The 25,131-nt window shown below is 62.7% G+C and carries 20 protein-coding genes; 8 read left to right on the top strand and 12 right to left on the bottom strand.

Features of this window, described 5'->3' with window-relative positions:
• Positions 1-34: 34 nt before the first annotated feature.
• The 5 genes from glgB to ACR64R_RS02400 form a co-directional block, all read right to left on the bottom strand.
• Positions 35-2,248, bottom strand: a complete 2,214-nt coding sequence (glgB, locus tag ACR64R_RS02420; protein ID WP_487360104.1) for a 1,4-alpha-glucan branching protein GlgB — start codon at positions 2,246-2,248, stop codon at positions 35-37.
• Positions 2,249-2,370: 122 nt separating this feature from the next.
• Positions 2,371-4,833, bottom strand: coding sequence for a glycogen/starch/alpha-glucan phosphorylase (locus tag ACR64R_RS02415; RefSeq protein ID WP_487360103.1), 2,463 nt, complete (start codon positions 4,831-4,833; stop codon positions 2,371-2,373).
• A 142-nt stretch (positions 4,834-4,975) separates the two neighbouring features.
• Positions 4,976-5,758, bottom strand: coding sequence for an ATP-binding cassette domain-containing protein (locus tag ACR64R_RS02410; RefSeq protein ID WP_487360102.1), 783 nt, complete (start codon positions 5,756-5,758; stop codon positions 4,976-4,978).
• A gap of 2 nt (positions 5,759-5,760) precedes the next feature.
• The gene (locus tag ACR64R_RS02405) at positions 5,761-6,825 is read right to left on the bottom strand and encodes an ABC transporter permease (RefSeq protein ID WP_487360101.1); all 1,065 of its coding nucleotides are present in this window, start codon (positions 6,823-6,825) and stop codon (positions 5,761-5,763) included.
• Between the two features lie 161 nt (positions 6,826-6,986).
• Entirely contained in the window at positions 6,987-7,964 is a 978-nt protein-coding gene (locus tag ACR64R_RS02400; protein WP_487362359.1) for a substrate-binding domain-containing protein, read from the bottom strand.
• 266 nt (positions 7,965-8,230) lie between these two features.
• On the opposite strand from ACR64R_RS02400, the gene ACR64R_RS02395 reads away from it, so the two are divergent.
• The 4 genes from ACR64R_RS02395 to ACR64R_RS02380 all read left to right on the top strand — a co-directional run bounded on the left by ACR64R_RS02395 (position 8,231) and on the right by ACR64R_RS02380 (position 12,219).
• Positions 8,231-9,454, top strand: coding sequence for an ROK family transcriptional regulator (locus ACR64R_RS02395; protein WP_487360100.1), 1,224 nt, complete (start codon positions 8,231-8,233; stop codon positions 9,452-9,454).
• Positions 9,455-9,456: 2 nt separating this feature from the next.
• Positions 9,457-9,900 (top strand): RbsD/FucU family protein, encoded by a 444-nt coding sequence (locus ACR64R_RS02390; RefSeq protein WP_487360099.1) that lies wholly within the window; start codon positions 9,457-9,459, stop codon positions 9,898-9,900.
• Positions 9,900-10,823 (top strand): carbohydrate kinase family protein, encoded by a 924-nt coding sequence (locus ACR64R_RS02385; protein WP_487360098.1) that lies wholly within the window; start codon positions 9,900-9,902, stop codon positions 10,821-10,823. Before ACR64R_RS02390 ends, ACR64R_RS02385 begins: the two co-directional genes overlap by 1 nt.
• Before the next feature lie 253 nt (positions 10,824-11,076).
• On the top strand, positions 11,077-12,219 hold the full coding sequence (locus ACR64R_RS02380; protein ID WP_487360097.1) for a DegT/DnrJ/EryC1/StrS family aminotransferase: 1,143 nt from the start codon (positions 11,077-11,079) through the stop codon (positions 12,217-12,219).
• Positions 12,220-12,421: 202 nt separating this feature from the next.
• Here ACR64R_RS02380 and cysQ read toward each other — a convergent pair whose 3' ends face one another.
• Genes cysQ through cysD form a run of 3 tightly spaced genes read right to left on the bottom strand, consistent with a single transcriptional unit; the run spans position 12,422 to position 16,060 of the window.
• Positions 12,422-13,204 carry a 3'(2'),5'-bisphosphate nucleotidase CysQ gene (cysQ, locus tag ACR64R_RS02375; protein WP_487362358.1) on the bottom strand — a complete coding sequence of 261 codons (783 nt, stop codon included), beginning with the start codon at positions 13,202-13,204 and terminating at the stop codon, positions 12,422-12,424.
• A gap of 10 nt (positions 13,205-13,214) precedes the next feature.
• Entirely contained in the window at positions 13,215-15,152 is a 1,938-nt protein-coding gene (gene cysN / locus ACR64R_RS02370) for a sulfate adenylyltransferase subunit CysN (RefSeq protein ID WP_487360096.1), read from the bottom strand.
• A gap of 2 nt (positions 15,153-15,154) precedes the next feature.
• The gene (gene cysD / locus ACR64R_RS02365) at positions 15,155-16,060 is read right to left on the bottom strand and encodes a sulfate adenylyltransferase subunit CysD (protein WP_487360095.1); all 906 of its coding nucleotides are present in this window, start codon (positions 16,058-16,060) and stop codon (positions 15,155-15,157) included.
• 441 nt (positions 16,061-16,501) lie between these two features.
• On the opposite strand from cysD, the gene ACR64R_RS02360 reads away from it, so the two are divergent.
• Positions 16,502-17,794: an O-antigen ligase family protein gene (locus ACR64R_RS02360; RefSeq protein WP_487360094.1), complete on the top strand. Its 1,293-nt coding sequence runs from the start codon at positions 16,502-16,504 to the stop codon at positions 17,792-17,794.
• Positions 17,791-18,741 carry an NAD-dependent epimerase/dehydratase family protein gene (locus ACR64R_RS02355; protein ID WP_487360093.1) on the top strand — a complete coding sequence of 317 codons (951 nt, stop codon included), beginning with the start codon at positions 17,791-17,793 and terminating at the stop codon, positions 18,739-18,741. The genes ACR64R_RS02360 and ACR64R_RS02355 overlap by 4 nt, the downstream gene beginning before the upstream one ends.
• Before the next feature lie 71 nt (positions 18,742-18,812).
• Here ACR64R_RS02355 and ACR64R_RS02350 read toward each other — a convergent pair whose 3' ends face one another.
• From ACR64R_RS02350 to ACR64R_RS02340, 3 genes are all read right to left on the bottom strand, one after another.
• Positions 18,813-19,349: a sugar transferase gene (locus ACR64R_RS02350; protein WP_487360092.1), complete on the bottom strand. Its 537-nt coding sequence runs from the start codon at positions 19,347-19,349 to the stop codon at positions 18,813-18,815.
• A gap of 3 nt (positions 19,350-19,352) precedes the next feature.
• Positions 19,353-20,264 (bottom strand): glycosyltransferase family 2 protein, encoded by a 912-nt coding sequence (locus tag ACR64R_RS02345; RefSeq protein ID WP_487360091.1) that lies wholly within the window; start codon positions 20,262-20,264, stop codon positions 19,353-19,355.
• A gap of 167 nt (positions 20,265-20,431) precedes the next feature.
• Positions 20,432-22,480, bottom strand: coding sequence for a UDP-N-acetylglucosamine 4,6-dehydratase (locus ACR64R_RS02340; protein WP_487360090.1), 2,049 nt, complete (start codon positions 22,478-22,480; stop codon positions 20,432-20,434).
• A gap of 382 nt (positions 22,481-22,862) precedes the next feature.
• Between ACR64R_RS02340 and ACR64R_RS02335 the strand changes: the two genes are divergently transcribed.
• Together ACR64R_RS02335 and ACR64R_RS02330 are read left to right on the top strand one after the other, a co-directional pair.
• Positions 22,863-23,654 (top strand): ABC transporter permease, encoded by a 792-nt coding sequence (locus ACR64R_RS02335; protein ID WP_487360089.1) that lies wholly within the window; start codon positions 22,863-22,865, stop codon positions 23,652-23,654.
• Positions 23,655-23,661: 7 nt separating this feature from the next.
• Positions 23,662-24,402: an ABC transporter ATP-binding protein gene (locus ACR64R_RS02330; protein ID WP_487360088.1), complete on the top strand. Its 741-nt coding sequence runs from the start codon at positions 23,662-23,664 to the stop codon at positions 24,400-24,402.
• On the opposite strand, the gene ACR64R_RS02325 is transcribed toward ACR64R_RS02330, so the two are convergent.
• Complete coding sequence (locus ACR64R_RS02325) at positions 24,371-25,072, bottom strand: class I SAM-dependent methyltransferase (protein ID WP_487360087.1); 702 nt, start codon at positions 25,070-25,072, stop codon at positions 24,371-24,373. The genes ACR64R_RS02330 and ACR64R_RS02325 overlap by 32 nt on opposite strands.
• Positions 25,073-25,131 lie beyond the last annotated feature (59 nt).

Here is a 25,131-nt window from a genome sequence, read left to right as displayed (position 1 = left end):
CCCGGCCCGAAACCTTGGCAAGATATCAACCGCTTCAGTCCGCGACGAATTCGAGCATGATCGTCGACAGCGGCGGCAAAACCATCGTCGCCGATACGCCGCCCCCTTCCCCGCTCGCCTCGATAATGCCGCCATTGCCCATGCCGGAGCCGCCATAGTCGGCAGCATCCGTATTGATGATTTCGCGCCATTTTCCCGCCTTCGGCAGCGGCACGCGATAGTTTTGCCGCGGCACGGGCGTGAAATTGGAGATGACGGCGATCGGGCTGCCGCCCGGCGCGCTGCGCAGCCAGGCGAAGACCGAGTTGTCGGGGTCGTCGACGATCAGCCAGGAGAAACCTTCCGGCTCGCAGTCGCGCGCATGCAGCGCCGGGCGCGAACGGTAGAGGTAGTTCAAGTCGCGCACCGTCTGCCAGACGCCGCGATGCGGCGCGAATTCGAGCAGGTTCCAGTCGAGCGCGCGCGCCTCGCTCCACTCGCGGCGCTGGGCGAATTCCTGGCCCATGAACAGAAGCTTCTTGCCGGGATAGCCCCACATGAAGGCGTAATAGGCGCGCAGGGTGGCGAATTTCTGCCAGTCGTCGCCGGCCATCTTGTTCAGCAGCGTCCCTTTGCCGTGCACGACCTCGTCATGGGACAGCGGGAGCACGAAATTTTCCGAGAAGGCGTAGACCAGGCCGAAGGTGATGTCGTTGTGATGGTGCTTGCGGAAGATCGGCTCCTTGGAGAGATACTCCAGCGTGTCATGCATGAAGCCCATGTTCCACTTGAAGCCGAAGCCGAGGCCGCCTTCATGCACGGGACGCGACACTTTGGGCCATGAGGTGGATTCCTCGGCGATCGTCATCACGCCGGGATGGTGGCCGTAGAGCTCCTTGTTCATCTTCTGCAGGAAGGAGACGGCCTGCAGGTTCTCGCGTCCGCCCTTCTCGTTGGGGATCCACTCGCCAGCCTTGCGCGAATAGTCGAGGTAGAGCATCGAGGCGACCGCGTCGACGCGCAGTCCGTCGACATGATATTTCTCGGCCCAGAACAGCGCGTTGTTGACCAGGAACGACACCACCTCGCGGCGGCCGAAATTGTAGATGGCGGTGTTCCAGTCCGGGTGGAAACCCTGGCGCGGATCGGCATGTTCGTAAAGCGCGGTGCCGTCGAAGTGGACAAGCCCGTGCTCGTCTACCGGGAAATGCGCAGGCACCCAGTCGAGGATGACGCCGATGCCGGCGCGATGCGCGCCGTCGACGAAGCGGGCGAATCCGTCGGGGTCGCCGAAGCGGGCGGTCGGCGCATAGAGGCCGGTGGTCTGGTAGCCCCAGGATGGATCGTAGGGGTGCTCCGAGATCGGCAGGAACTCGATATGGGTAAACCCGGTGTCGATCACGTAGGGGATCAGCCGCGCGGCGAGTTCGTCCCAGGACAGGAACGTGCCGTCGTCACGGAGTTGCCAGGAACCGGCATGGACCTCGTAGATCGACATCGCCTCGCGCCGGGGATCGGCTTTCTGCCAATAGTTGCGATGCGCCTCGTCGCCCCATCGATGTGCCATGGGCGGCGCCGTCACCGAGGCGGTCGCAGGGCGCAGTTCCGACTCGAAGGCGAACGGGTCGGCCTTCAGCGGCAGCCGCACGCCGTCTGGTCCGATGATCTCGAACTTGTAAGGCTGGCCTGCGCCGATATCGGGGATGAACAATTCCCAGATGCCGGTGTCCTTGCGGTCGCGCATGGTGTGGCGGCGGCCGTCCCAGTCGTTGAAGGTGCCGACCACGGAGACGCGCCTCGCGTTGGGCGCCCAGACGGCGAAATGCACGCCGGTGGCGCCCTCATGGTCGATGATATGGGCGCCGAGCTTGTCGAAAAGCCTCAGATGCGAGCCTTCGGCCATGTAGTAGTCGTCCAGCGGCCCGAGCACCGGACCGAAGGAATAGGGGTCGGTCAACCACCAACCGCCGCCGGAATTCCTGGCGTGATAGCGCAGGGGCTGGCGCTTGCGGATCGAAACCCTGCCCTCGAAGAAACCGGCATCATCACGGCGCGACAGTTCGCCCACCTCCTTCCCGGTCAGCGTATAGGCGGTGACGAATTCGGCGTGCGGCACGAAGCAGCGTGCAACGAACCCCTTGCCCGCCTCCTGCACACCCAGGATCGCGAAAGGATCGCCATGCGTTCCCGCGACAATCGTCGCGACATCGCCGGCTGGCGCCAGCCCGTCCGGCCCGCTTTTCGCAGCGGTCACGCGCGGCTTCCTCATCAGGCGGTGTTTCCCTCCCCGGGGTACCAGTTTGTTTTGTGCATGTCGTTATCCCTGAAGCCGCTATGCACTTTCGGGCGACATGCACGAGACCACATTGTTCGTGATCCCATGCAAGCACATCAGACGGGCACGTTCCAGATTTCTTTCGCGTATTGACGGATGGTGCGATCCGACGAGAACCAGCCGACGCGGGCGACGTTGCGGATGGCGCGCGCGTACCAGTCGGGACTGTTGCGCCAGACGGCGTCGACCTCGCGCTGGCAGGCGGCGTAGGAATCGAAATCCGCCGCCACCATGAACCAGTCGCTCTGGTAGAGGCCGTTCATCAGCTCGCGATAGCGGCCGGGATCATCAGGCGAGAAGACGCCGGAGGAAATCGCCGACACGGCCTGCGAAAGCTCGGGCGAAGCCTCGATCACGCCGCGCGGATCGTAGCCATTGTTGCGCCGGTCGGCGACCTCGGCGGTGGTGAGGCCGAAGATGAAGATGTTGTCGTCGCCGACATGCTCCTTGATCTCGACATTGGCGCCGTCGAGCGTGCCGATGGTCAGCGCGCCATTCAGCGCGAACTTCATGTTGCCGGTGCCGGACGCTTCCATGCCGGCGGTCGATATCTGCTCGGAGAGGTCGGCGGCCGGCATCATAACCTCCGCGAGGCTGACATTGTAGTTCGGCACGAAAACCACCTTCAGCAGGCCGCGCACCGACGGATCGCCGTTGATGACCTTGGCGACGTCATTGGCCAGTTTGATGATCAGCTTGGCGTTGTGGTAGCTGGGTGCCGCCTTGCCGCCGAAGAATTTCACGCGCGGCATCCAATCCCGCTCAGGATGCGAGCGGATCTGGTCGTAAAGCGCAATCGCCTCCAGGATGTTGAGCAGCTGGCGCTTGTATTCGTGGATGCGCTTGACCTGGATGTCGAACAGCGCGGAAGGGTCGAGCCTGATGCCGAGCCGGTCGGCGACGAGATTGGCCAGCCTTGCTTTGTTCTGCCGCTTCACGCCAGCGAATTTCTCCCTGAAAGCGGCGTCGTCAGCGAGCGGATCTAGATCCTTGATCACTTCTATGTCGTCCATGAAGCGATCGCCGATCACCTCGCGGGCGAGCGAGGTCAAGCCCGGATTGCATTGGATCAGCCAGCGCCTCGGCGTGATGCCGTTGGTCTTGTTGTTGATGCGGCCGGGGTAGAGCTTGTGGAGATCGGCGAACACCGTCTCCTTCATCAGCTCGGTGTGCAATGCCGAGACACCGTTGATCGAATGCGAGCCGACGAAGGCCAGATTGCCCATGCGCACGCGGCGGTCACCATTTTCCTGGATCAGCGAGATGCGGGCGATCTGCTCGTCCGAGAACTGGTTGGTGGCGCGGGCCTCCAGCAGCACCTGCGCGTTGATGGCGTAGACGATCTGCATGTGGCGCGGCAGCAGCCGTTCGAACAGCGGCACCGGCCAGCTTTCCAGCGCCTCGGGCAACAGCGTGTGGTTGGTGTAGCCGAAGGTGCGCTTGGTGATGTCCCAGGCAAGGTCGAAGTCCATGCCATGGACGTCCATCAGCAACCGCATCAGTTCCGGCACCGCGACCGCTGGATGGGTGTCGTTGAGATGGATCGCCGCCTTGTCCGGCAGCGACTTCAGGTCGCCATACTGGCTGAGATGGCGCTGGACTATGTCCTGCAGCGAGGCGGTCGAGAAGAAATATTCCTGCCGTAGCCGCAACTCCTGCCCGGCCATATGGGAATCGGCCGGATAGAGCACGCGCGACAGCGCATCCGCCTTGTTGCTTTCGGCCAGCGCGCCGATGTGGTCGCCCGCATTGAACTTGTCGAGCAGGATCGGGTCGATCGGCATGCCCGACCATAGCCGCAACGTATTGACGCGGTTGGCGCGCCAGCCGGCCACCGGAGTATCGTAAGCGACGGCCAGCACATGCTCGGTCGGCTTCCAGACATGGCGCTCGAGCCGACCGTCCTTCGAAGTGATCGATTCCACCGAGCCCCCGAAGCCGACCTCGAAGGAGCGTTCGCGCCGCTCGAACTCCCATGGATTGCCGTGGTCGAGCCAGGTCTCCGGCAGCTCGACCTGCCAGCCTCCCTGGATTTCCTGGCGAAACATGCCGTTGGCGTAGCGGATGCCGTAGCCGTGGGCCGGAATGTCGACTGTCGCCATGCTTTCCATGAAGCAGGCGGCGAGACGGCCGAGGCCACCATTGCCGAGCGCGGCATCCGGTTCGAGGCCGGCGATGAGGTCCAGGTCGACGCCGAGCGAGGACAGCGCCTCGCGCATGTTCTCCATCAGGCCGAGATTGGAGAAGGCGTCGCGCATCAGGCGCCCGATCAGGAATTCGAGCGATAGGTAGTAGACGCGCTTTTCCTGCTGCTCGTATGCTTCCTTCGTTCCCTGGATCCAGTGATCGACGATGCGATCGCGCACCACCTTGATCGAGGCGGTCAGCCAGTCATAGGGCGTGGCGACCGTGGTGTCCTTGCCGATTCGGTATTTGAGCGACAGCAGGACTTCTTCTGCGAGCGTCTTGGGATCGGGATTGTCGAGAACAGGGACTTCGATCGTCATGGCGGATGTCATTTCGCCTCTCGTTCATTTGGCCTGATCATAGCGGCTTTCGCCATTCCTCCCAGTCTACCTTAGTGCGTTGCAGCATATATTCAATCGATTAGACAAGCGACCCGTCAACAGCCCTACCGCAATGTGTGATCCATTGAGGTGATCAAGCCGCCAGCGCGTCCTCCGGCGGCTTCTTGGCGCCGGTCATCAGCGCCACGGCGTCCGACATGGAAATCTGCTTGGGATCGACGACGCACAGGCGCCGTCCAAGCCGATGGATATGGATGCGGTCCGCCACCTCGAAGACATGCGGCATGTTGTGCGAGATGAGCACGATCGGCAGGCCGCGCTTCTTGACGTCGAGGATCAATTCCAGCACGCGGCGGCTTTCCTTGACGCCAAGCGCGGCCGTCGGCTCGTCCATGATCACCACTTTCGAGCCGAAGGCCGCGGCACGCGCCACCGCCACGCCCTGGCGCTGGCCGCCCGAAAGCGTTTCCACCGCCTGGCTGATGTTCTGGATGGTCATCAACCCGAGTTCGGTCAGCTTGTCACGGGCGCGCTTTTCCATCGCCGGGCGGTCGAGCATGCGGAACCAGCTGCCGAGCGGACCAGGCTTGCGGAGTTCGCGGCCCAGAAACATGTTGTCGGCGATCGACAACGCCGGCGACAAAGCGAGGTTCTGGTAGACGGTCTCGATGCCGGCTTCGCGAGCCTCGATGGGCGAGCGGAACAAGACCTGCTTGCCGTCTAGTTCGATGATCCCCTCGTCGGGGATCACCGCACCGGAAATCGCCTTGATCAAGGTCGACTTGCCGGCGCCATTGTCGCCGATCACCGCCAGGATTTCGCCCGGATAGAGATCGAAGTCGCAGTTGTTGAGCGCGGTCACGCGGCCATAGCGCTTGGTCAGACCGCGCGCGGTCAGGACAGCCTTCTCAGTCATGGTTACACCGAAACCTTTCTGATCCACTGGTCGATCGCCACGGCGCCGATGATCAGCACGCCGGTGAGCAGCACTTTCCACTGCGGATCGGCGCCCAGCATGTTGAGGCCCATCGAGACGACACCGACGATCATGGCGCCGAACAGCGTGCCGAGGATCGAGCCGCGGCCGCCAAAGAGCGAGATGCCGCCGATCACCGTCGCGGTGATCGCCTGCAAATTGTAGTCGGTAACGGCGGCGGACGGCGAAATCGAGCCGTTGCGGCCGATCGAGACCCAGGCCGCGAAGGCGGCGATGAGGCCGGCAAGCGTGTAGACCGCCATCAGCACCTTCTTGGTCTGGATGCCGGAGAGCTTGGCCGCTTCCGGATCATCGCCGACCGCGTAGACGTGGCGGCCCCAGGCCGTGTGGTTGAGCACGTACCAGAGGACGAGCACCAGCAGCACCATGGCGATCACGCCGGCCGTGAGCACGGCCGAGCCGACCCGGAAGCTCAGCGCGAAGAAGTGCAGCAGCGGCGCCTGGGCGTCGACGTCGGCGTCGCGGATCGTCTCATTGGCCGAATAGATGAAATTCGTGGCCATGACGATGTTCCAGGTGCCGAGCGTGACGATGAAGGGCGGCAGCTTCATATAGGCGACGAGCAGGCCGTTGAGCCCCCCGCAAGCAGCGCCTGCGGCAAGCCCTACAATCACGGCAAGAAGGGTCGGCATGCCGTAAGTGAGAGCGCAGTTGCCCATGATCACGGCCGAGATCACCATGATCACGCCGATCGACAGATCGATGCCGGCGGTCAGAATGACCAGCGTCTGGGCGGCGCCGAGAATACCGACGATGGCGATCTGCTGCAGGATCAGCGTCAGCGTGTAGGATGAAAAGAACCGCCCGCCGATGGCGATGCCGAATATCACGATCGAAAGCACCAGCACGATCAGCGGCACCGCCGCCGGCGTCGAATGCAGGAAATGCTGGGCGCGCTTGACGAACGACTTGCCGTGTTCGTCGAAGGCCGCGACGCTGGTGTCGCTGCCCGAGAGTACTTTCTCGAATTCCTGAATCTGAGACATGTCTCCTCCCGTCTGCGTGAAGCTTTCTCAGTGCTCCACACGCGCCAACGCTATCCGGTCTGTCGCCAGGATTATCAGCGCTTGCGAAAGCGCATCGTCCACCCTATGCGGCCGGGGATCAAGCCCCCGGCCGCAAGGTTTGTCGGCCGGTCAGGCCAGTATCAGCCCCAGCACTTGGCCAGGCCTTCCTTGGTGTCGATCGATTTCACGCCCTTGGCCGGCTTGTCGGTGACGAGGTTGACACCGGTGTCGAAGAAGGTCTTGCCTTCGGTCGGCTTCGGCTTGGTGCCGTCCTTGGCGTATTTTGCAATCGCCTCGATGCCGAGCGCCGCCATCTGCAGCGGATATTGCTGCGAGGTGGCGCCGATCACGCCCTCGGCCACCGACTTCACGCCGGGGCAGCCGCCGTCGACCGAGACGATCAGCACCTGCTTCTCGAGACCGACCGCCTTGAGCGCCTGGTAGGCGCCGACGGCCGCCGGCTCATTGATGGTGTGGATGACGTTGATGGTGTTGTCCTTCTGCAGAAGGTTCTCCATCGCCTTGCGGCCGCCTTCCTCGTTTCCGTTCGTCACATCGTGGCCGACGATGCGCGGATCGGTTTCGTCGCCGATCTTGTTGGGATCCTTCACGTCAATGCCGTAGCCCATCATGAAGCCCTGGTCGCGCAGCACGTCGACGGTCGGCTGCGAGGGGGTCAGGTCGAGGAAGCCGATCTTGGCATCCTTGGCCTTGTCGCCGAGCGTAGCAGCGGCCCAGGCGCCGATCAGCTTGCCGGCTTCGAGATTATCGGTCGCGAAAGTGGCGTCGGCGGCATCGATCGGGTCGAGCGGGGTGTCGAGGGCGATCACCAGCAGGCCGGCGTCACGCGCCTTCTTAACTGTCGGCACGATGCCTTTGGTGTCGGAGGCGGTGATCAGGATGCCCTTGGCGCCGTCGGCGATGCAGCTTTCGATCGCCGCCACCTGGCTTTCGCTGTCGCCGTCGATCTTGCCGGCATAGGTCTTGAGGTCGACGCCGAGTTCCTTGGCCTTGGCGGTCGCGCCCTCCTTCATCTTCACGAAGAAGGGATTGGTGTCGGTCTTGGTGATCAGGCAGGCGCCGACGCCGGCGGCCGACGCCGACGAAGCGAACGCCATGAGGCCCAAGCCGGCAGCCGCGAACACAGTGGACTTCAGCAGTGATTTCTTGGTCACGATTTTCCTCCCAATGGAACTGTTTCGGACACCGGACGCCCGGCGCCTCGAGCGCGCCCACCGTTTCTCCCAGCGTGGACGCCGCCTCAAACAACACCAGTCCGTAACGTCTGTCAATAATTAAATCACTCTTATTTATTATTGACAGACTTGCGTTGTTCACTCATTCTGAACGAAAAGCATCAAGGGGAAACGACGGGAGGAACAGGGTGGAGACCGGCATTGCGAGGCACGGTTCGCCCGAGGCTCTGGAGAGCCGGCTGCATCGCGGCACAAACCAGAGCGGCATGCGCGACCACAATGAACGGCTGGTGCTGTCCCTGGTGCGCCAGCATGGCAGCCTGGCCAAATCCGACATTGCGCGCATGACCGGGCTTTCGGCCCAGACGGTGTCGGTGATCATGCGCGAGCTCGAGGAAGACAGGCTGCTCGTGCGCCAGGCGCCGTTGCGCGGCAAGATCGGCCAGCCCTCCATCCCGATGGCGCTCAACCCTGAAGGCGCCTTCTTCATCGGCCTCAAGATCGGCAGACGCTCGGCCGAACTGGTGCTGATCGATTTTCTCGGCAATGTGCGCGCGATGCTGCAGCATTCCTACCGCTATCCCGCGCCGCGCGAGACCGTCGAGTTCGTCACCACAGGCATCAAGACGATGCGCGGCGAGCTGACGCCGGCGCAGGACAAGCGCATTGCCGGCCTCGGCATCGCCATGCCGTTCGAACTGTGGAACTGGGCCGACACGGCCGGCGCGCCGCGCGACGTCATGGATGAATGGCGCCATCGCGACATCCGCGCCGACATCCAGTCGCAGTGCGAGTTCCCAGTCTACCTGCAGAACGACGCGACTTCGGCCTGCGGCGCCGAGCTCGTCTTCGGCCAGGCTGGCGCGGCGCGCGACTTCGTCTATTTCTACATCGGCGCCTTTGCCGGCGGCGGCATCGTTCTCAACGGCCGCCTCTACAGCGGCCCGAAGGGGAATGCTGGCGCGCTCGGATCGATGCCGGTGCCGGGGCCGGACGGCAAGCCGACGCAGCTCATCGACGTCGCCTCGATCGCGATGCTGGAGAAGGCGCTTTCAGCCAAGGGCATAGATGGCTCCCATCTATGGACCTCGCCACAGGACTGGGGCGACATCGGCCCCGAATTCGAAGAGTGGATCGCCAGCGCCTCGCGCGCGCTCGCCTTTGCCATCGTCGCGGCCTCATCCGTCATCGATTTCGAAGCGGCGGTCATCGACGGCTGGATGCCGCTCGACGTGCGGCGCCGACTTGTCGAGGCAATCAGGCAAGCCATCTCCGGCATCGACGCCGAAGGATTGAAACTGCCTTTCGTGCGCGAGGGAACCGTAGGCATCCATGCGCGGGCACTAGGCGGCGCCAGCCTGCCGCTTTCCGAGCGTTTCCTGATCGGACCGAACCCGCCCGGAGGCGCCTGACCATGCTGATCGGCATTCCGTCTCTGCTCGGGCCGCAGTTCCTGGCGACGCTCAGGGCAATGGGCCATGGCGACGAGATAGCAATTGTCGACGGCAATTATCCGGCCGAGGAACAGGCCCGCCGGCTGGTTCGCGCGGATGGCCACCACATCATCCCGGTGCTTGACGCCGTGCTCAGCGTGCTGCCGGTGGACGAGGCGGTGCCGCAGGCGCTCTTCCGCGCCTCGGTGAAGGGTGACCCGGCGCTGGCCGACCCCGTGCATCGCGAGATGGAAGAGGTTTGCGCCAGGCGCGCGCCGGGCCAAAAGGTGATTGCGCTGGCCGGGGCCGAATTCTATGCACGGGTCAAGGCCGCGCACGCGATCGTGGCAACCAGCGAACCCAGGCTTTTCGCCAACATCATCATCCGCAAGGGCGTGATCCATCCCCCGGAGACCAACACATAATGATCCTTTGCTGTGGCGAAGCCCTGATCGACATGCTGCCTCGCATAACGACGGAAGGCGAAGCCGCCTTCGCGCCCTATGTCGGCGGCGCGGTGTTCAACTCGGCGATCGCGCTCGGCCGGCTGGGCGCCCCGGCGGGCTTCTTCTCCGGCCTCTCCTCCGATCTGTTCGGGGGCCAGTTCCGCGAGGCGCTGGGCGCAAGCAAGGTGAGCTCCACCTATGCGCACACGTCGCCGCGTCCGACGACGCTCGCCTTCGTGCGGCTAACCAATGGCCAGGCGACCTACACTTTCTATGACGAGAACACCGCCGGGCGCATGCTGACCGTCGAGGACCTGCCGAAGCTCGGATCCGAAATCGAGGCGATGCTGTTCGGCGCCATCAGCCTGATTTCGGAGCCGGCTGGTTCGGCCTATGAGGAATTCATGCGGCGCGAGCACCAAAGCAGGGTGATGATGCTCGATCCCAACATCCGGCCGAATTTCATCCCGGACAAGGCAAAGCATCTGAGGCGTATCCGCGAGATGATGGCGATGGCCGACATCGTCAAGCTCTCCGATGAGGACCTCGAATGGTTCGACGAGGCCGGCTCGCATGAGGAAGTGGTGCGCAACTGGCTGGATCGCGGACCGAAGCTGATTGTCGTCACGCATGGCGGCGAAGGCGCCGTCGGCTACAGCAAGGCGCACAAAGTCACCGTCATGCCGCAAAAGGTCAAGGTGGTCGACACGGTCGGCGCCGGCGACACATTCAACGCCGGCATACTCGCCTCGCTGCACGAACAGGGACTGCTCACCAAGGCGGCGATCGGCGATCTTTCCGAGGATGCCATCCGCAAGGCGCTGGAGCTCGGCTCCAAGGCGGCCGCAGTGACCGTTTCGCGGGCCGGCGCAAACCCGCCGTGGCGGCACGAAATCGGCTGATCCGGCATCGGAATGGGCGCGAGACCGCCATCCCTGCCTGATCACTTTATGTTTCGCCACGAGAGGACGGCGCGATAAGAGAGGCTGGCGACCGTCTTTCAAAGCTCGGATTTCCAGCTTTTTCAGGCGTTGCGCCGGCAAATCGGTAACAGGCTGCGATACATACGCAATTTGCGTCCACAGCCACCGGCTTTCTCCGCCGGCTCAAGTCTGCTACCAGCGGGCCGGTTTTAAGGGCAGTTTTGAGGCCGACATGCAATTCATCGATCTTGGCGCGCAGCGCGAACGTATCCGTGACCGGCTGAAGGCCGCGATCGACCATGTTGTCGAGGACGGCCGCTATATTCTCGGGCCGCAGGTCACCGAGTTCGAGAACAAGCTCGCGGCTTACGTCGGCGTCAAGCATGTGGTCGCCTGCGCCAACGGCACCGATGCGCTGCTACTGCCGCTGTTTGCCGCCGGGATCGGCCCGGGCGACGCGGTGTTCGTCCCGAGCTTCACCTTTGCCGCGACGGCCGAGGTGGTGGCGCTCGCCAAGGCCGAGCCGGTGTTCGTCGACGTCGATCCAGACACCTATAACATCGACATCGCCAGCCTTGAGGCTGCGATCGAAATGATCAGGAAGGAAGGAAGGCTGAAGCCGAAGGCGATCATCCCCGTCGACCTGTTCGGGCTTGCTGCCGACTACGACGCGATCATGGCGATCGCCAAGCGCGAGAACCTGCTGGTGATCGAGGACGCCGCCCAGTCGATGGGCGGTTCCGCCGACGCCAAGATGTGCGGCGCTTTCGGCCATGTCGGTTCGACCAGTTTCTATCCGGCCAAGCCGCTTGGCTGCTATGGCGACGGCGGCGCGATGTTCACCAATGACAGCGCGCTGGCCGACAAGCTGAGATCCTTCGCCTTCCACGGCAAGGGCGAGACGCAATACGACAATGTCCGCGTCGGCATCAATTCGCGCCTTGACACCCTGCAGGCGGCGATCCTGATCGAGAAGCTTGCCGTCCTGGAGGATGAATTGGTGGCGCGCCAGGCGGTCGCCGACCGCTACGCCAAGGGCCTGGGCGACATCGTCAAGGCGTCACGCAATCTCGGAAACGGCCGCTCGGCCTGGGCGCAGTATGCGATCGAGACGCCGAAGCGCGACGGGCTGAAGGCCCATCTCGGCGAAAAGGGAATTCCGTCGGTGATCTATTATGTAAAGCCGCTGCACAGCCAGGTGGCTTACAAGGATTATCCGCGCACGCCGACGGGTCTTGCCGTCTCGGAAGAACTGCCCAAGCAGATCCTGTGCCTGCCGATGCACGCCTATCTCAGCGAAGCCGACCAGGACCGCATCATCGAGACGATCCGCAACTACATCGGCTCGAACTCGGCGCATGTGGCGGCGGCGTAAACACCACCTTCGTCATCCTCGGGCTTGACCCGAGGATCCATTGCCGTGACCTTCGACGTCGAGCACAAGGGTGCGGAATTCTGTAACCGCTGCAACGCTTTAGCGTAACGGCACGGATCCTAGGGTCTGCGCGCGTCGCTTCGCTCCTTGCTCCACCCTAGGATGACGACGCCACAATTGGCGGCTGCCAATCGTCAAGGCTCTAAGCGGCGCTCTTCCCTGTTGCGATGAAATAGGGATTGGCGAAATCGCTGTCGCCGGCCTGGTTGCGCTTGCCGTAGACGAGCGGCTGGCCGTCCAGCGTGCACGTCATGCCTCCCGCGGCACGCAGCACCGCGTCACCCGCCGCCGTGTCCCATTCCATGGTGCGGCCGAAGCGCGGATAGATATCGGCCTCCGCCGCGGCGAGCAGACAGAATTTCAATGACGAGCCGACCGAGACGATCTCGGCGGCGCCGAGGTCGCGGATGAAAGCCTCGGTCTCGGGCGTGTTGTGCGAGCGGCTGGCAACGACCGCGAGCGGCGTCGCCGCTTGCCGCACACCAATCGACCGGCGGCCGGCAATGCGATAGTCGGTATCGACCTCCAATGCCTCGGCCCTGCCCGGCCGACCGGAGAAAAAGCGTCCGGTGCACGGCGCGTAAACGACTCCGACTTCCGGCACGCCACTACGGACCAGCGCGATGTTGACTGTGAAGTCGGTGCGGCGGTTGACGAATTCCTTGGTTCCGTCGAGCGGATCGATCAGGAAGAAGGCACCGTCGAGATCGGGGGCGACAATTCCGGCGGCGACCTCTTCCTCAGCCACGCAGGGGATATCCGGATAGGCGGCGCGCAGGCCGGCCAGGATGATCTTTTCGCTTTCTCGATCGGCTTCCGTCACCGGCGAGGAGTCGGACTTGCTGTCGACGGCGCAGCCCTCGTGGAAGACGCGCATCACCTCGCGCCCCGCGTCCAGCGCCAGGCGTTCGAAGACGCCCAGCATGACTTCGTCTTCAGATACCGCCGCCATTGTCATACTGCTCTTCGGCAATGTCGCGCTCGATCAGCCAGTGTTCCAGGGCTTCCGCCATCTCCTGCGGGCTCCTGCCGAGAGTCTTGAGGTGGATTTCCGGTTTCTCCGGCGCCTCATAAGGAGAATCGACACCGGTGAAATTCTTGATCTCGCCGCTCAGGGCGCGCGCGTAAAGGCCCTTCGGATCGCGCCTTGCGCATTCCTCGAACGGCGTGTCGACGAACACTTCGACGAACTCACCCTCGGCCATCAGGTCCCGCGCCATGCGGCGCTCGGCGGCGAAGGGAGAGATGAAGGAGACGATGACGATCAGGCCGGCATCGGCCATCAGCTTGGCGACTTCGGCGACGCGGCGGATGTTCTCGACGCGATCGGCATCGGTGAAGCCGAGATCGCGGTTGAGGCCGTGACGGACATTGTCGCCGTCGAGGATGTAGGTGTGGCGGCCAGACGCAAACAGCTTCTTCTCGAACAGGTTGGCGATGGTCGACTTGCCCGAGCCCGACAGCCCCGTGAACCAGAATACGGCCGGACGCTGGTTCTTCAGGTCGGAGCGGCCGCGCTTGCCGACATCGAGCGACTGCCAGTGGATGTTTTCCGCGCGGCGCAGCGAATGCAGGATCATGCCGGCGCCGACGGTGGCGTTGGTGATGCGGTCGATCAGGATGAAGGCGCCGGTCGTGCGGTTCTCGGCGAAGGGATCGAATGCGATCGGAGCGCGCGTCGAAAGGTTGCAGACGCCGACCTCGTTGATGTCGAGCGACTTCGCAGCTTCATGCGCGAAATCGTTGACGTTGACCCGGTACTTGAGGTCGGTGACGGTGGCGCTGACCTGGTCGGTCTCGGTGCGCAGGATGTAAGAGCGGCCGGGCAGCAGCGCCTGCTCGTCGAACCAGACGATGTTGGCGGCGAACTGGTCGGCCACCTGCGGCCGTGCCGCCGGCGCCACCAGCATGTTGCCGCGCGACACTTCGACCTCGTCCTCGAGGACGAGCGTGACCGCTTGACCGGCGATGGCCTGCTCGAGGTCGCCGCCATGCGCCACGATGCGCTTGACCCGGGAAGCCTTGCCCGATTTGGCGACGACAACCTCGTCTCCTTCAGAGACGGTGCCCGAGGCAATGGTGCCGGCAAAGCCGCGGAAATCGAGGTTCGGGCGGTTCACATACTGGACGGGAAAGCGGAACGGCAGTTCGATCGCCGCCTCGTCTACCGACACGGTTTCAAGATGCTCGATCAGCGACGGCCCGGAATACCAGGGCGTGCGCTCCGAGCGGCTGGTGACGTTATCGCCGAAACGCGCCGACATCGGGATGGGCGCGACACTGACGAAGCCAAGGTCTTTCGCGAACTCGCCGTAGTCGGCGACGATCTGGTCGAACACGGCCTTGTCGAAGCCGGCGAGGTCGATCTTGTTGACCGCAAGCACTATGTGGCGGATGCCGAGCAGCGAGGCGATGATGGAATGACGTCTGGTCTGGCGCAGCACGCCCTGGCGCGCGTCGATCAGCACGATGGCGAGGTCCGCGGTCGAAGCGCCCGTCGCCATGTTGCGCGTGTACTGTTCGTGGCCGGGTGTGTCGGCCACGATGAACTTGCGCTTCGGAGTGGCAAAGAAGCGGTAGGCGACGTCGATGGTGATGCCCTGCTCGCGCTCCGCCTCCAGCCCGTCGACCAGCAGCGCGAAGTCGATGTCGTCACCGGTGGTGCCGTGCTTGCGCGAGTCCTTCTCGAGCGCGGCAAGCTGGTCCTCGAAGATCTGCTTGGTGTCCGAGAGCAGGCGGCCGATCAGCGTCGACTTGCCGTCGTCGACCGAGCCGCAGGTGAGGAAGCGCAGCAGCGACTTCTTCTCCTGCGCGGCCATGTAGTCGCGGATCTGATCGGTCTGGGCGAGGCTCTTGGCCATGATGTGGCGCATTATCAGAAATATCCCTCGCGCTTCTTCTTTTCCATCGAGCCCGCCTCGTCGCGGTCGATGAGGCGGCCCTGGCGCTCGGAAGTGCGAGCGGTCAGCATCTCGCCGACGATCGCTTCCAGTGTATCGGCGTCCGACTCGATGGCGCCCGTCAGCGGATAGCATCCGAGCGTGCGGAAGCGCACCAGGCGGTTCTCGATCGCCTCGCCGGGACGCAACTGCATGCGGTCGTCGTCCTTCATGATCAGCATGCCGTCGCGCTCGACCACGGGGCGCTCCTTGGCGAAATAGAGCGGCACGATCGGGATGTTCTCCTGCAGGATGTACTGCCAGATGTCGAGCTCGGTCCAGTTGGACAGCGGAAAGACGCGGATCGACTCCCCCGGCGCGATGCGGGTGTTGAAGATCTTCCACATTTCCGGCCGCTGGTTCTTCGGATCCCAGGCATGCTGGGCATTGCGGAAGGAGAAGATGCGTTCCTTGGCCCGCGACTTCTCCTCATCACGGCGGGCCCCGCCGAACGCGGCGTCGAAGCCGTACTTGTCGAGCGCCTGGCGCAGCGCCACCGTCTTCATCACATGGGTGTGGGTGTTGGAGCCATGATCGAAGGGGTTGATGCCGTCGCGAACGCCATCCTCATTGACATGGACGAGCAGGTCGAAGCCGAGCTTGCGCGCCATCTGGTCGCGAAAGGCGATCATTTCCCGGAACTTCCATGTGGTGTCGACATGCAGGAACGGAAAAGGCGGCTTTGCTGGATAGAAGGCCTTCATCGCCAGATGCATCAGCACCGAGGAATCCTTGCCGACCGAATAGAGCATCACCGGCTTGGAGAAAGACGCCGCGACCTCGCGGAAGATGTGGATGGATTCGGCCTCGAGCCGCTGTAGATGCGTGAGCGCGATATTCATGGACTGTCGAGCGTTCTCTCGTGCCGCCGAGCGGAAATCCGGCATCGCAGGCGCAATCCCATGCCGCCCTGCGCAGATTTCACCTGGACAAACTGTTTTCTGCGGGCGTTCTAACAGATCGGCGCCATTCCTAACAATGCAGGACGCGCCCGGCCTGAGGTGATTAGCGAACGAATTTTCCAAGAGAGACCGGGAAAGCGGAAAAAACCTGCCCGGGCGTTCGAAACACGAAAGCGAGGAGGAGGCCGGCATCCGGTAGGTCCGGCGGTCTCGCGGACCAAGGATTTCTGTCGGTACTTCGTCAGCCGCCCTATCGCGGAACGGCGCCAGCGGTTATATGGGCTCGGGAACGGGCAAGGCGCGGCAAACGGAGTCCCTCGGGCCAGCCATCGGCTGACATCGCGGATCCGGGCGCAAACCTGGAAATTGCGAAGCAAGCATTTGAACCCTTTGACAACGCTCCGGCGCCACCTGACGCCCGCCCAGATCAACATCTATTTCTCGATCGTCTGCTTCTTCTCGCCGCCGGTGCTCGGGTCGCTGGTCAGCATCGCCTTCAACTCCGGCGGTGTATGGTCCGTAATCCTGCTGGCTACGAAACGGCGGCGCTTCAACATCGATCGGCCGATGCTCGCCCTGACGGCGGCCATCTATGCCTATTGCGGGGCCTTGTTTCTCGCTTCGGTGGTCAATGGCAGGCTGTCGGCCGATCTGCGATTGTTCCTGCCGCTGATCACCTTCCTGTTCTTCCCCATCTCCTATTCGACCTGGAGCATCACCGGGAAGACCACGCTGGCGCGCATCGCCATTCTGGCAAGCGCCGCGGCCTGCTTCGGCGCGCTGGCGCTCGCAATCGTCCAGTATCATTGGCTCGCCACGAGAGCCGAGGGCGGCGCCGGAAACGCGATCGTGTTCGCAACAGTGACCTGCCTTGCCGTCATGTTGTGCCTCGCCGGCGCCCTGTCGGGGATCGAGAAGCGCTGGAAGCTGCTGGTGCTGGCGGCGGTGGCCGGAACCATGGCGATCGTCTATTCGGGATCGCGCATGATCTGGGTGGCCGTGCCGATCGCCGGCATCGTCGTCCTTCTCATCAATCGCCGCCGGTTCGCCGGCGCCAGCATGGCGCGCCTGGCGGTCCTCGGCGGCGCGGTCGCCCTCGTGATTGGCGCCGTCGGCTTTCACGTCATCCTGGATCGAGCCGACTTCCTCGTCAGCGACTGGGATGCGCTGAATGCCAATGGCGACCATTCGACGGCGCTGGGCCTGCGCGTGGCGATGTGGGAAATCGGCGTCAAGGCATTTCGCGAAATGCCGATTTTCGGCCACGGCATCTCGGCGAGCCGCGCGCTGATGAAGCAAGGGCTTCAGGACCAGTTCGGCGTGCAGGTGACCCTCAGCCATTTCCACAATGGCTTCCTGACAGCGCTGGTCGAGGCCGGCCTGCTGGGAGCTCTGGCCCTGGCGTCGATCTTCGTCGTTGCCGCCTGGAACGCGACAAGGACGCTTCGTATCAGCGCCGATCCGGTGGAGCGTTTCGGCGCGACGATGATCCTTGTCGCGGTCATTACCTATCTCATCGCCGGACTGACCGGCATCCTCATCGGACACGACATCCTCGACGCCACGCTGATGGTGTTCCTGATCTCGGGAACCTACCTTGCGTCCGGGCAAACGGTGGCGCCGACCGGGAAAGGCGGGCCAGCCATGGCGCCGGGCGTCACCCCGCGGCCATGAAGGTCCTGGTCACCGGCGCGACAGGCTTCGTCGGAGGGCGGATCATCGGCCGTTTGCGCGAGGCCGGGTTCGACTTGCGGATCGCCTCGCGCCTGCCGCACCGACTGGCGGGCGCCGATGACGCCGTCGCCTTGCCGGGCGCCGATGCGCCGGAGGAAGCCTTTCTGGCGCTGATGCGCGATGTAACGCATGTCGTTCACTGCGCGGCGCTCAACAACGATCGCGGCGCCGGCGAGGCCGACTTGCGGGCCATCAACGCGACGCTGACCGGAAGGCTCGCCCAGGCGGCCGCCAATCACGCCGAGGGGCGCTTCATCTATCTCTCCTCGATCCGGGCCGTCGTGGGAGCCGATTTCAACGGCACCATCGACGAGGCCACGCCCCCTGCCCCGCGATGCGCCTACGGACGCTCCAAGCGCGAAGGCGAGATCGCAATGCTGGAGGCTTTTGCCGCGGCCGGACGCGAGGGCGCGACGACGCTGCGGCTGCCGCCGGTCTACGGCGAAGGCATGAAGGGAAATCTGCGCGGACTGATGCGGCTGGCAGCCAGCGGCCTGCCACTGCCGACAGCCGCCTTGACGGCGGTCCGTACGCTTATCTCGCAGGACGCCGTAGCCGGCGCCGTGACGCATCTTTTGACTCGCCCCGCAGAGCCGCGCCCGATCTATGTGCTGGGAGACCTTTCGCCGGTTGCGACGTTCGAAATCATCAGGGCGTTCCGGCGCGGATATGGCCGGCCGACCCGGCTTCTCCCCATGCCGGCCTGGCCGCTCCGGTTGCTGGCCACGCTGGTCGGCAGACAGACGTCGTGGCAGGCTTTGGTGGCAACACAGATCTGCGATTCGTCGCTGCTGGCCTCGGAGGGCTGGATGCCGGAACCCGAAACGCTCGGCCGGCTCGAGGAACTGGCAAGGCAGGCCGGTAAAGCAGCTTCAGGAGAAGCGTAAGCGGTCTCCCGTCCGGAATTTCATCGAAGCAAGAGTAGCGGCTCGCCGTTTCCGTGCAGCGGTCAAACGCCCTATGCGCGGTAGAACGTACCCAGCAATATCTTGAGGTCCAGGCCCATGGAGGCAGCCTTGACGTAGGCCGCGTCGGCCTCGGCGCAGCGCCTTGGGTCCGACATGTCGATGCCTTTGATCTGCGCGAGCCCGGTGATGCCTGGAAGCGCTGCCAGCACGCCCAGTTCCTTGCGCCGCTCGATCAGTTCCGTCTGCGTCGGCAGGCATGGACGCGGCCCCACAAGGCTCATCTCGCCCTTGAGCACGTTCCAGAGCTGCGGCAGTTCGTCGATCTTGGTTGCGCGCAGCACCTTGCCGACCGCGGTGACCGACCCGGCCGGCGCCTCATGGGTGGGCAAGGACGGCGTGTTCCGACGCATCGTGCGCAGCTTGCGGCAGGAAAAGAGAGCCCCGCCCCGGCCGACGCGGATTTGCGAGAAGATGGCGGCGCCGGGCGACGTCGCCCGGATCGCCAGCATCGCGACCAGCACGATCGGCGACGTCACCGCCAACATCACCGCCGCAACAGCCAAGTCAAAGGCCCGCTTTGCCGTCACGGCTCAGATCCGCCGCAAGAGGAAGGCGAGGTAGAGCCCGAGCGTGCCCATGAGGGTCTGCCGGTAGACGCCGCTTTTGCCAAGCAGGCTGAAGCGCCTGAAGGCGCTGCCCTTGCGCGCCCTGATGAACAGGCGCAGACAGAGCGCCGCGTCACGCGTGATGAGGTCGCGATTGACGGCAAGGCCCCTGAGATTGCTGTCGGTCCAGGTGGCAAACTGGCCCTGGAACAGCCGCCCGAGCCTTGAAAGTCGCGCCCGCCACGAGACATTGGCGCCGACGAGGTTTGCCGCATGCTGCCGGTACCTGACCAGCGGCCTCGGCTCGTAGCGGACCTTGCCGCCGGCGGCGGTGACGATGAGATAGGCCCACCAGTCATGGCTGACGAATTCGGTTCTTGCCGATGCTTTCGCCAGAAGGTCGCGCGCCTTCCGGTTGAAGAGCATGGTGTTGCCGCCGGCGATGCTTTGCACCAGCGCGTTGCGGAAGGACGGAGGGCGGCGAAACGGCGGCGAATGGCCGACCGGGACGCCGGTCTCGGAAATGGTCGCCGTGCGCGAACAGAACAGGAGCGGCGCTTCAATATCCTCTGCCTGCATCCAGCGGATGGCGCTCTCCAGGCGGTCCGGCTCCCAGACATCGTCCTGGTCGCAAAAGGCATAGTAATCGGCATCGATACGGGGATCGATGATCATCGAGCGGAAATTGGCGGCGAAACCCTCTCGCGGTCCTTCCACCAGCGTGAGGGAACCCTTGTTCCAGCGGGACCGCCAGGCCTCGACCTTTGCGGCCGTGGCGTCCGTCGAGCCGTCGTCGGAAACCCAGAGATCGACGGCAGGCCAGGACTGCGCGAGCAGGGACTCCAATTGCTCGCCGATGAATGCCGCGCCATCCTTGGTGCCCATGAGAACGGCCACGCGCTCATCTTTTCCGGTCACGGCCTCAGAACCCGCGCGGCGTTCGGAGAGGCGCCAGCAGCCAGTTGCGGGCGGGCGGCACAGGCCTAAAGCGCGTAGCGCGCTTTAGGTTGTTGATATCACGCATGTCTTTGTCCCGAAACCGGGTTCGACTTTCGGGAGACATGCTAACCGATCTGTCCTGCCGCTTTCGGCACCGCACGCGCGGGCGCGCCGGCGTGTTCCCCCGCCAGGTTGAGCCCGGCCAGGATGGCAAGCGCGGCCGCCTTGTCGCGATCGTGCATCGCGGCCACCAGCGCCGGCAGCGCGGCCTCGATCCTTCGCCACTCCACGACGTCGCCCCTGAGGCCGAAGATCTTGGCGGTGTCGAGCTTGACGACCTCTTCGTTCTCGCCATGCAGCATCTCGTGCAGCTTTTCGCCGGGCCTGATGCCGGTGAAGCGGATCGGAATGTCGGTGTAGGGGCTTTTGCCGGCCATGCGGATCATGGTCTCGGCGACTTCCAAGATCGGCACGGGCTTGCCCATGTCGAGCATGTAGATGGCATAGTCGTCCCTGCCCTGGCGCTGCTCGGCATCGGCGGCCGACATGATGACGAGATCGACCGCCTCCGCCACGGTCATGAAATAGCGGGTCATGCGCCTGTCGGTGATGGTGACCGGCCCGCCGGCCTCGATCTGCGCCTGGAAGATGGTCGCCACCGAGCCGTTGGAGCCAAAGACATTGCCGAAGCGCACGGCGACGAATTTGGTGCCGGAACCATGCACGCCGAGGTGACGGGCATGATGCGCGCCGGCCCGTTGAGCGTCCGCCGCGCCGCCCTGCGCCCGCGACGGCGCCGCGTGGGTTTCATGCAGCGAGGAGACGATCTGCTCGGCCGCCCGCTTGGTGACACCGAGCACCGAAGTGGGATCGACGGCCTTGTCGCTGGAAATTAGCAGGAACTGCGGCACCCCGCATTCGGCCGCCACCTCCGCGCAGGCGAGCGTGCCGAAGACATTCGTCTCGATCGCCGCTTCCCAGTTCTCTTCCAGCAGCGGCACGTGCTTCAGCGCCGCGGCATGAAAGAGGATCGAGGGTTTGAACTCGCTGACGAGGCGCAACATGTGCGGCCGGTCGGTGACGTCGACGATGCGGCTGGTCAACCGGTCGCGGTCCTTGTCGTCGATCAGCTGATCGAGCTGGAAAATGCCGAACTCGGAATTGTCGACCACCAGCACCGCCTCGGCGCCGAGCTCCAGCGCGCGCTTGACCAGGACACGGCCGATGGAACCCGCGCCGCCGGTGACCAGCACGCGCTTGCCGCCGACGAAGGCACCGATACGCGCCGTGTCGGTGGCGACCGCCGAACGGCGCATGATGGTTTCCATCTCGACCGCGTCGAGGACCAGCTTGCCGCCCTGCCCCAATTCGGAAAGGCCGGAAAACTGGACGACGGCGATGCCGCTGTGGCGGGCGACGCGCACCAATTCGGCATAGTCCTCGATATCGCGCTCGGCGCCGTTGCCGAAGATCAGCAGGTCGAGGTTTTCCGTGCCGTTGACATAGTCCTCCAGCACCTCGACAAGGCGCGGGCGCAGCGCCACGACGGGAACGCCCCGGATCCGCGTGCCGGGCGGCGCTTCAACCTCGGTCGCCATGATGCCGGCAATGGCGTATTCGGCCGGCACCGCCGTGCGGGTGAAGCGGACGATCACGTCGGCCTCGCTCAGCCGGCCGATGAACAGCGCCTGCTTGACCGGCGCGTCGCCCGGAGCGCGGCGCAGGATGCGCCAGGATGCGCCGTCGCGGAGAAAGCGATAATAAAGCCTGGGCGCCGAAATGATGGTGAAGGAGACCAGGAAGAAAACGATGAACTGGCGTTCGTTGAGACCGGAGACCGGCTGGAAAAAGAAGCGGAAGGCAAGCGAGGTCAGATAGAGGACAACCGACAGGCTGCCGCAGCCCTTGAGGATGTTGAAGAAGTCGGGCGTGGAGGCAAAGCGCCATACGGTGTTGTAAAGGCCGCAAAATCGAAACAGCACATGGGCGACGAGCACGATGAGCGCCCAGCAGGCCAGCCCCTCGGCGGAGAACGCGGCGAAGGAAAGCCGCGACTGCGACAGGATCAGGCTAAGCGCCACCGCGACCAGGACCATGACGAGGTCCTGGACCATGATGATGGCGCGCCGCATCTTCGGTCGAAGTCCCGATACGGCTTCTACGTATGCGGTCATTGGGTAGTACTGAACTCCAGGCGAAAGGAAACTACTACCAGAACGCGCCGGATCAACCATCCTCCGGCACCACTCTGAATTGTGAATCCCCTGCCCCGTCACCCACTTACCGCATTAGCGCGGACTCGGCAGGAGAGCTAGCGGTTTTTTGCACAGGAAATCATGTTAAGGATAAGTCTTGAAGCAACAACAGCTCAGACTGTTAAACGCGCTGCGAGCACTGCCGCGATATCTACCAGGCTATGCTAATAGATTCACATTAGGACTAGCCGGCTTCATTAAGCCGCACCGAGTTGCCATAAGGCCGTCGCAATGGTTATGAAGGGGTGCTCGGTGGCGTGTGGGCGCGGGACGAAGCACCTGAACAACTGGCACCACAACGATGATTTCGGCACTGAACGGCGCCCTCGACGATATCTTCAGGGCGATGAAGTTGCGAAGGGTGTGGATCGCCCTCGCCCACGAGGATATAGGCGACCAGCACAGGCGCACCACGCTTGGACCGCTCTGGCTGCTGGTGAACTACCTCGCCTTCGTTGGCACTTTCGTCTTCGTGTTCCAGCCCGCAGGTAAGGATGCGGCCGGTTATTCCGCCTATGTGGCCATTGGCCTGATGGTGTGGTTCTACCTGATGGAAATCATTTCTTTAAGTGTACCGCTCTTCAGGCGTGAGCGCAGCTTCATCGAAGGCACAACACTGCCTTTGTTCGTCTATGTGATGCGTCTGACGATGCAGTCTGCGATCCGTGCGGGTTATGCCGTGGCAGGGTGTATTGTCATTCTCCTGCTTAGCGGTTCGGACGTCACGCCAGCTTGGCTTTGGTCGGGCGCCGGTCTGTTCCTGATTCTCCTCGCCACTCCGGGCATCGTCACCGTGTTCGCATTTGCCGGTGCCTTCTTTCCAGATAGCGAATTCATTATCGGCAATATGATGCGGGTCGGAATGTTCTTCACACCCGTCTTTTGGGTCTACTCCGGGCAAGACGGAATTCAAAAGTATGCGCATCACTGGAACCCGTTCAGCTATTTCCTGGACATTGCTCGCGTTCCCATCCTTACCGGCGAATTCCCAGCTCATGCTTTTGCCGTCACCAGCACCGTTTCCATAGGTATGTGGGCGATCGCATTGCTGCTACTAGGCAAATATCGCCGGCAAATCGTTTTTATGATCTGAGATCCCCATGGTTTCCATCAAGCTGGATAACGTGAGCCTGGTTTACACGCTGCACGAAAAATTGACCCTCTCAGCCCGAGACCGGCGCATGAACGTCACCGGCGGCACCATTCAGGAATCTGGCCGAAAGCAGTACGTACAGGCATTGGAAGACATCAGTTTCGAACTGAGTGCCGGTGACCGGCTTGGCCTCGTCGGACCCAACGGTGCAGGGAAGACCACCTTGCTGAAAGTTCTCTACGGAATCTATGAACCATCCGGAGGAACCGTTGCGATAAAGGGTAAGGTTGACGCGTTGTTCAACATCAACCTAGGATTTCGGGCAGAGGCGACGGGCCGCAGAAACATCGTTCTGCGAGGGCTAATAAACGGATGGTCTGAGGCTGAGATCGAAGAGAAAATGGAGGACATCATCGCCTTTAGCGAACTCGGCGACTTCATCGACCTTCCATTCAAAGCATATAGTCAAGGGATGGCAGCAAGACTCGCGTTTTCCGTCGCGACAGCGCTCAACCCCGAAATCCTACTGATGGACGAGTGGATTGGCGCCGGCGACGCCTCGTTTCAAGCGAAGGCCAAGAGGCGGATGGATGAGTTAGCCGAAAAGGCAGGTATCATTATTCTAGCAAGCCATAGTGAAAGCCTACTCAATAACTTGTGCACGAAGCTGCTCACATTGCGAAGTGGCAGGAAAGAATCCCTCGTTCCGGTCTTACCTAAATCGAACTTGGCGACAACTTCGAGATGATTTCCGCGATTGCATATTTCTCCTGCGTCAAACAAGCTAAATCCATATTCCCTTGAAAGTCGAACCAAGTCATTCGGCTAATAGCCTCAAGGGATCCAAATCGGGGAGCAAAATATCTTCTGGGCTCCCTCCAAACAAATGTCTGAGGGTTCCCGTTATCAGAGACGGTTAGATACGAAAGTCTCGGGAAGAAATCATGGATGGCATAGATCATCTTGTAGATATCGCCGTGCCATGCAGCACCTGTTCCACCTTCGCGTATTCGAGTTGAAATAGCTAGATCCATGTCTGGCACTGATGAAAAAATATCAGATGGGATAGTATCATCTATTATTATCAATGACGTTTTGTGTGTAACAAAAATTGTGTTGCAAAAGTCGCGAAATGTCTGCTCGAACGTATGCAATCCGTCCAGAAATACAATGTCAAACTTTTTTTCTTCTTCCACAATTTCCAAAAAATATTTATCAGATTCTATCGGCCAAAATATATTTTCTTCTGATTCTTTACTCTTGAGATCAAACCTGAAATGCGGATCAACGCCTGTCTTGTTCGGAACAGATACTGAAAAAAAAGTTTCGCCGTCAGCTACGCCAACCTCAAGGTAGGTCTTTGCACCGACTACCTCAGCTATGGCATTGATCCGTCGACTAGAATGCGTCCCCTCCATCCCCTTAATCATCCTTTCCCGGTGTATCTGAGGACTGACCTGTAATTCACTCACATGAG

The organism is Mesorhizobium sp. MC2-1-1, from assembly GCF_057597255.1.
This window is presented reverse-complemented; position numbering and strand designations above follow the sequence as displayed.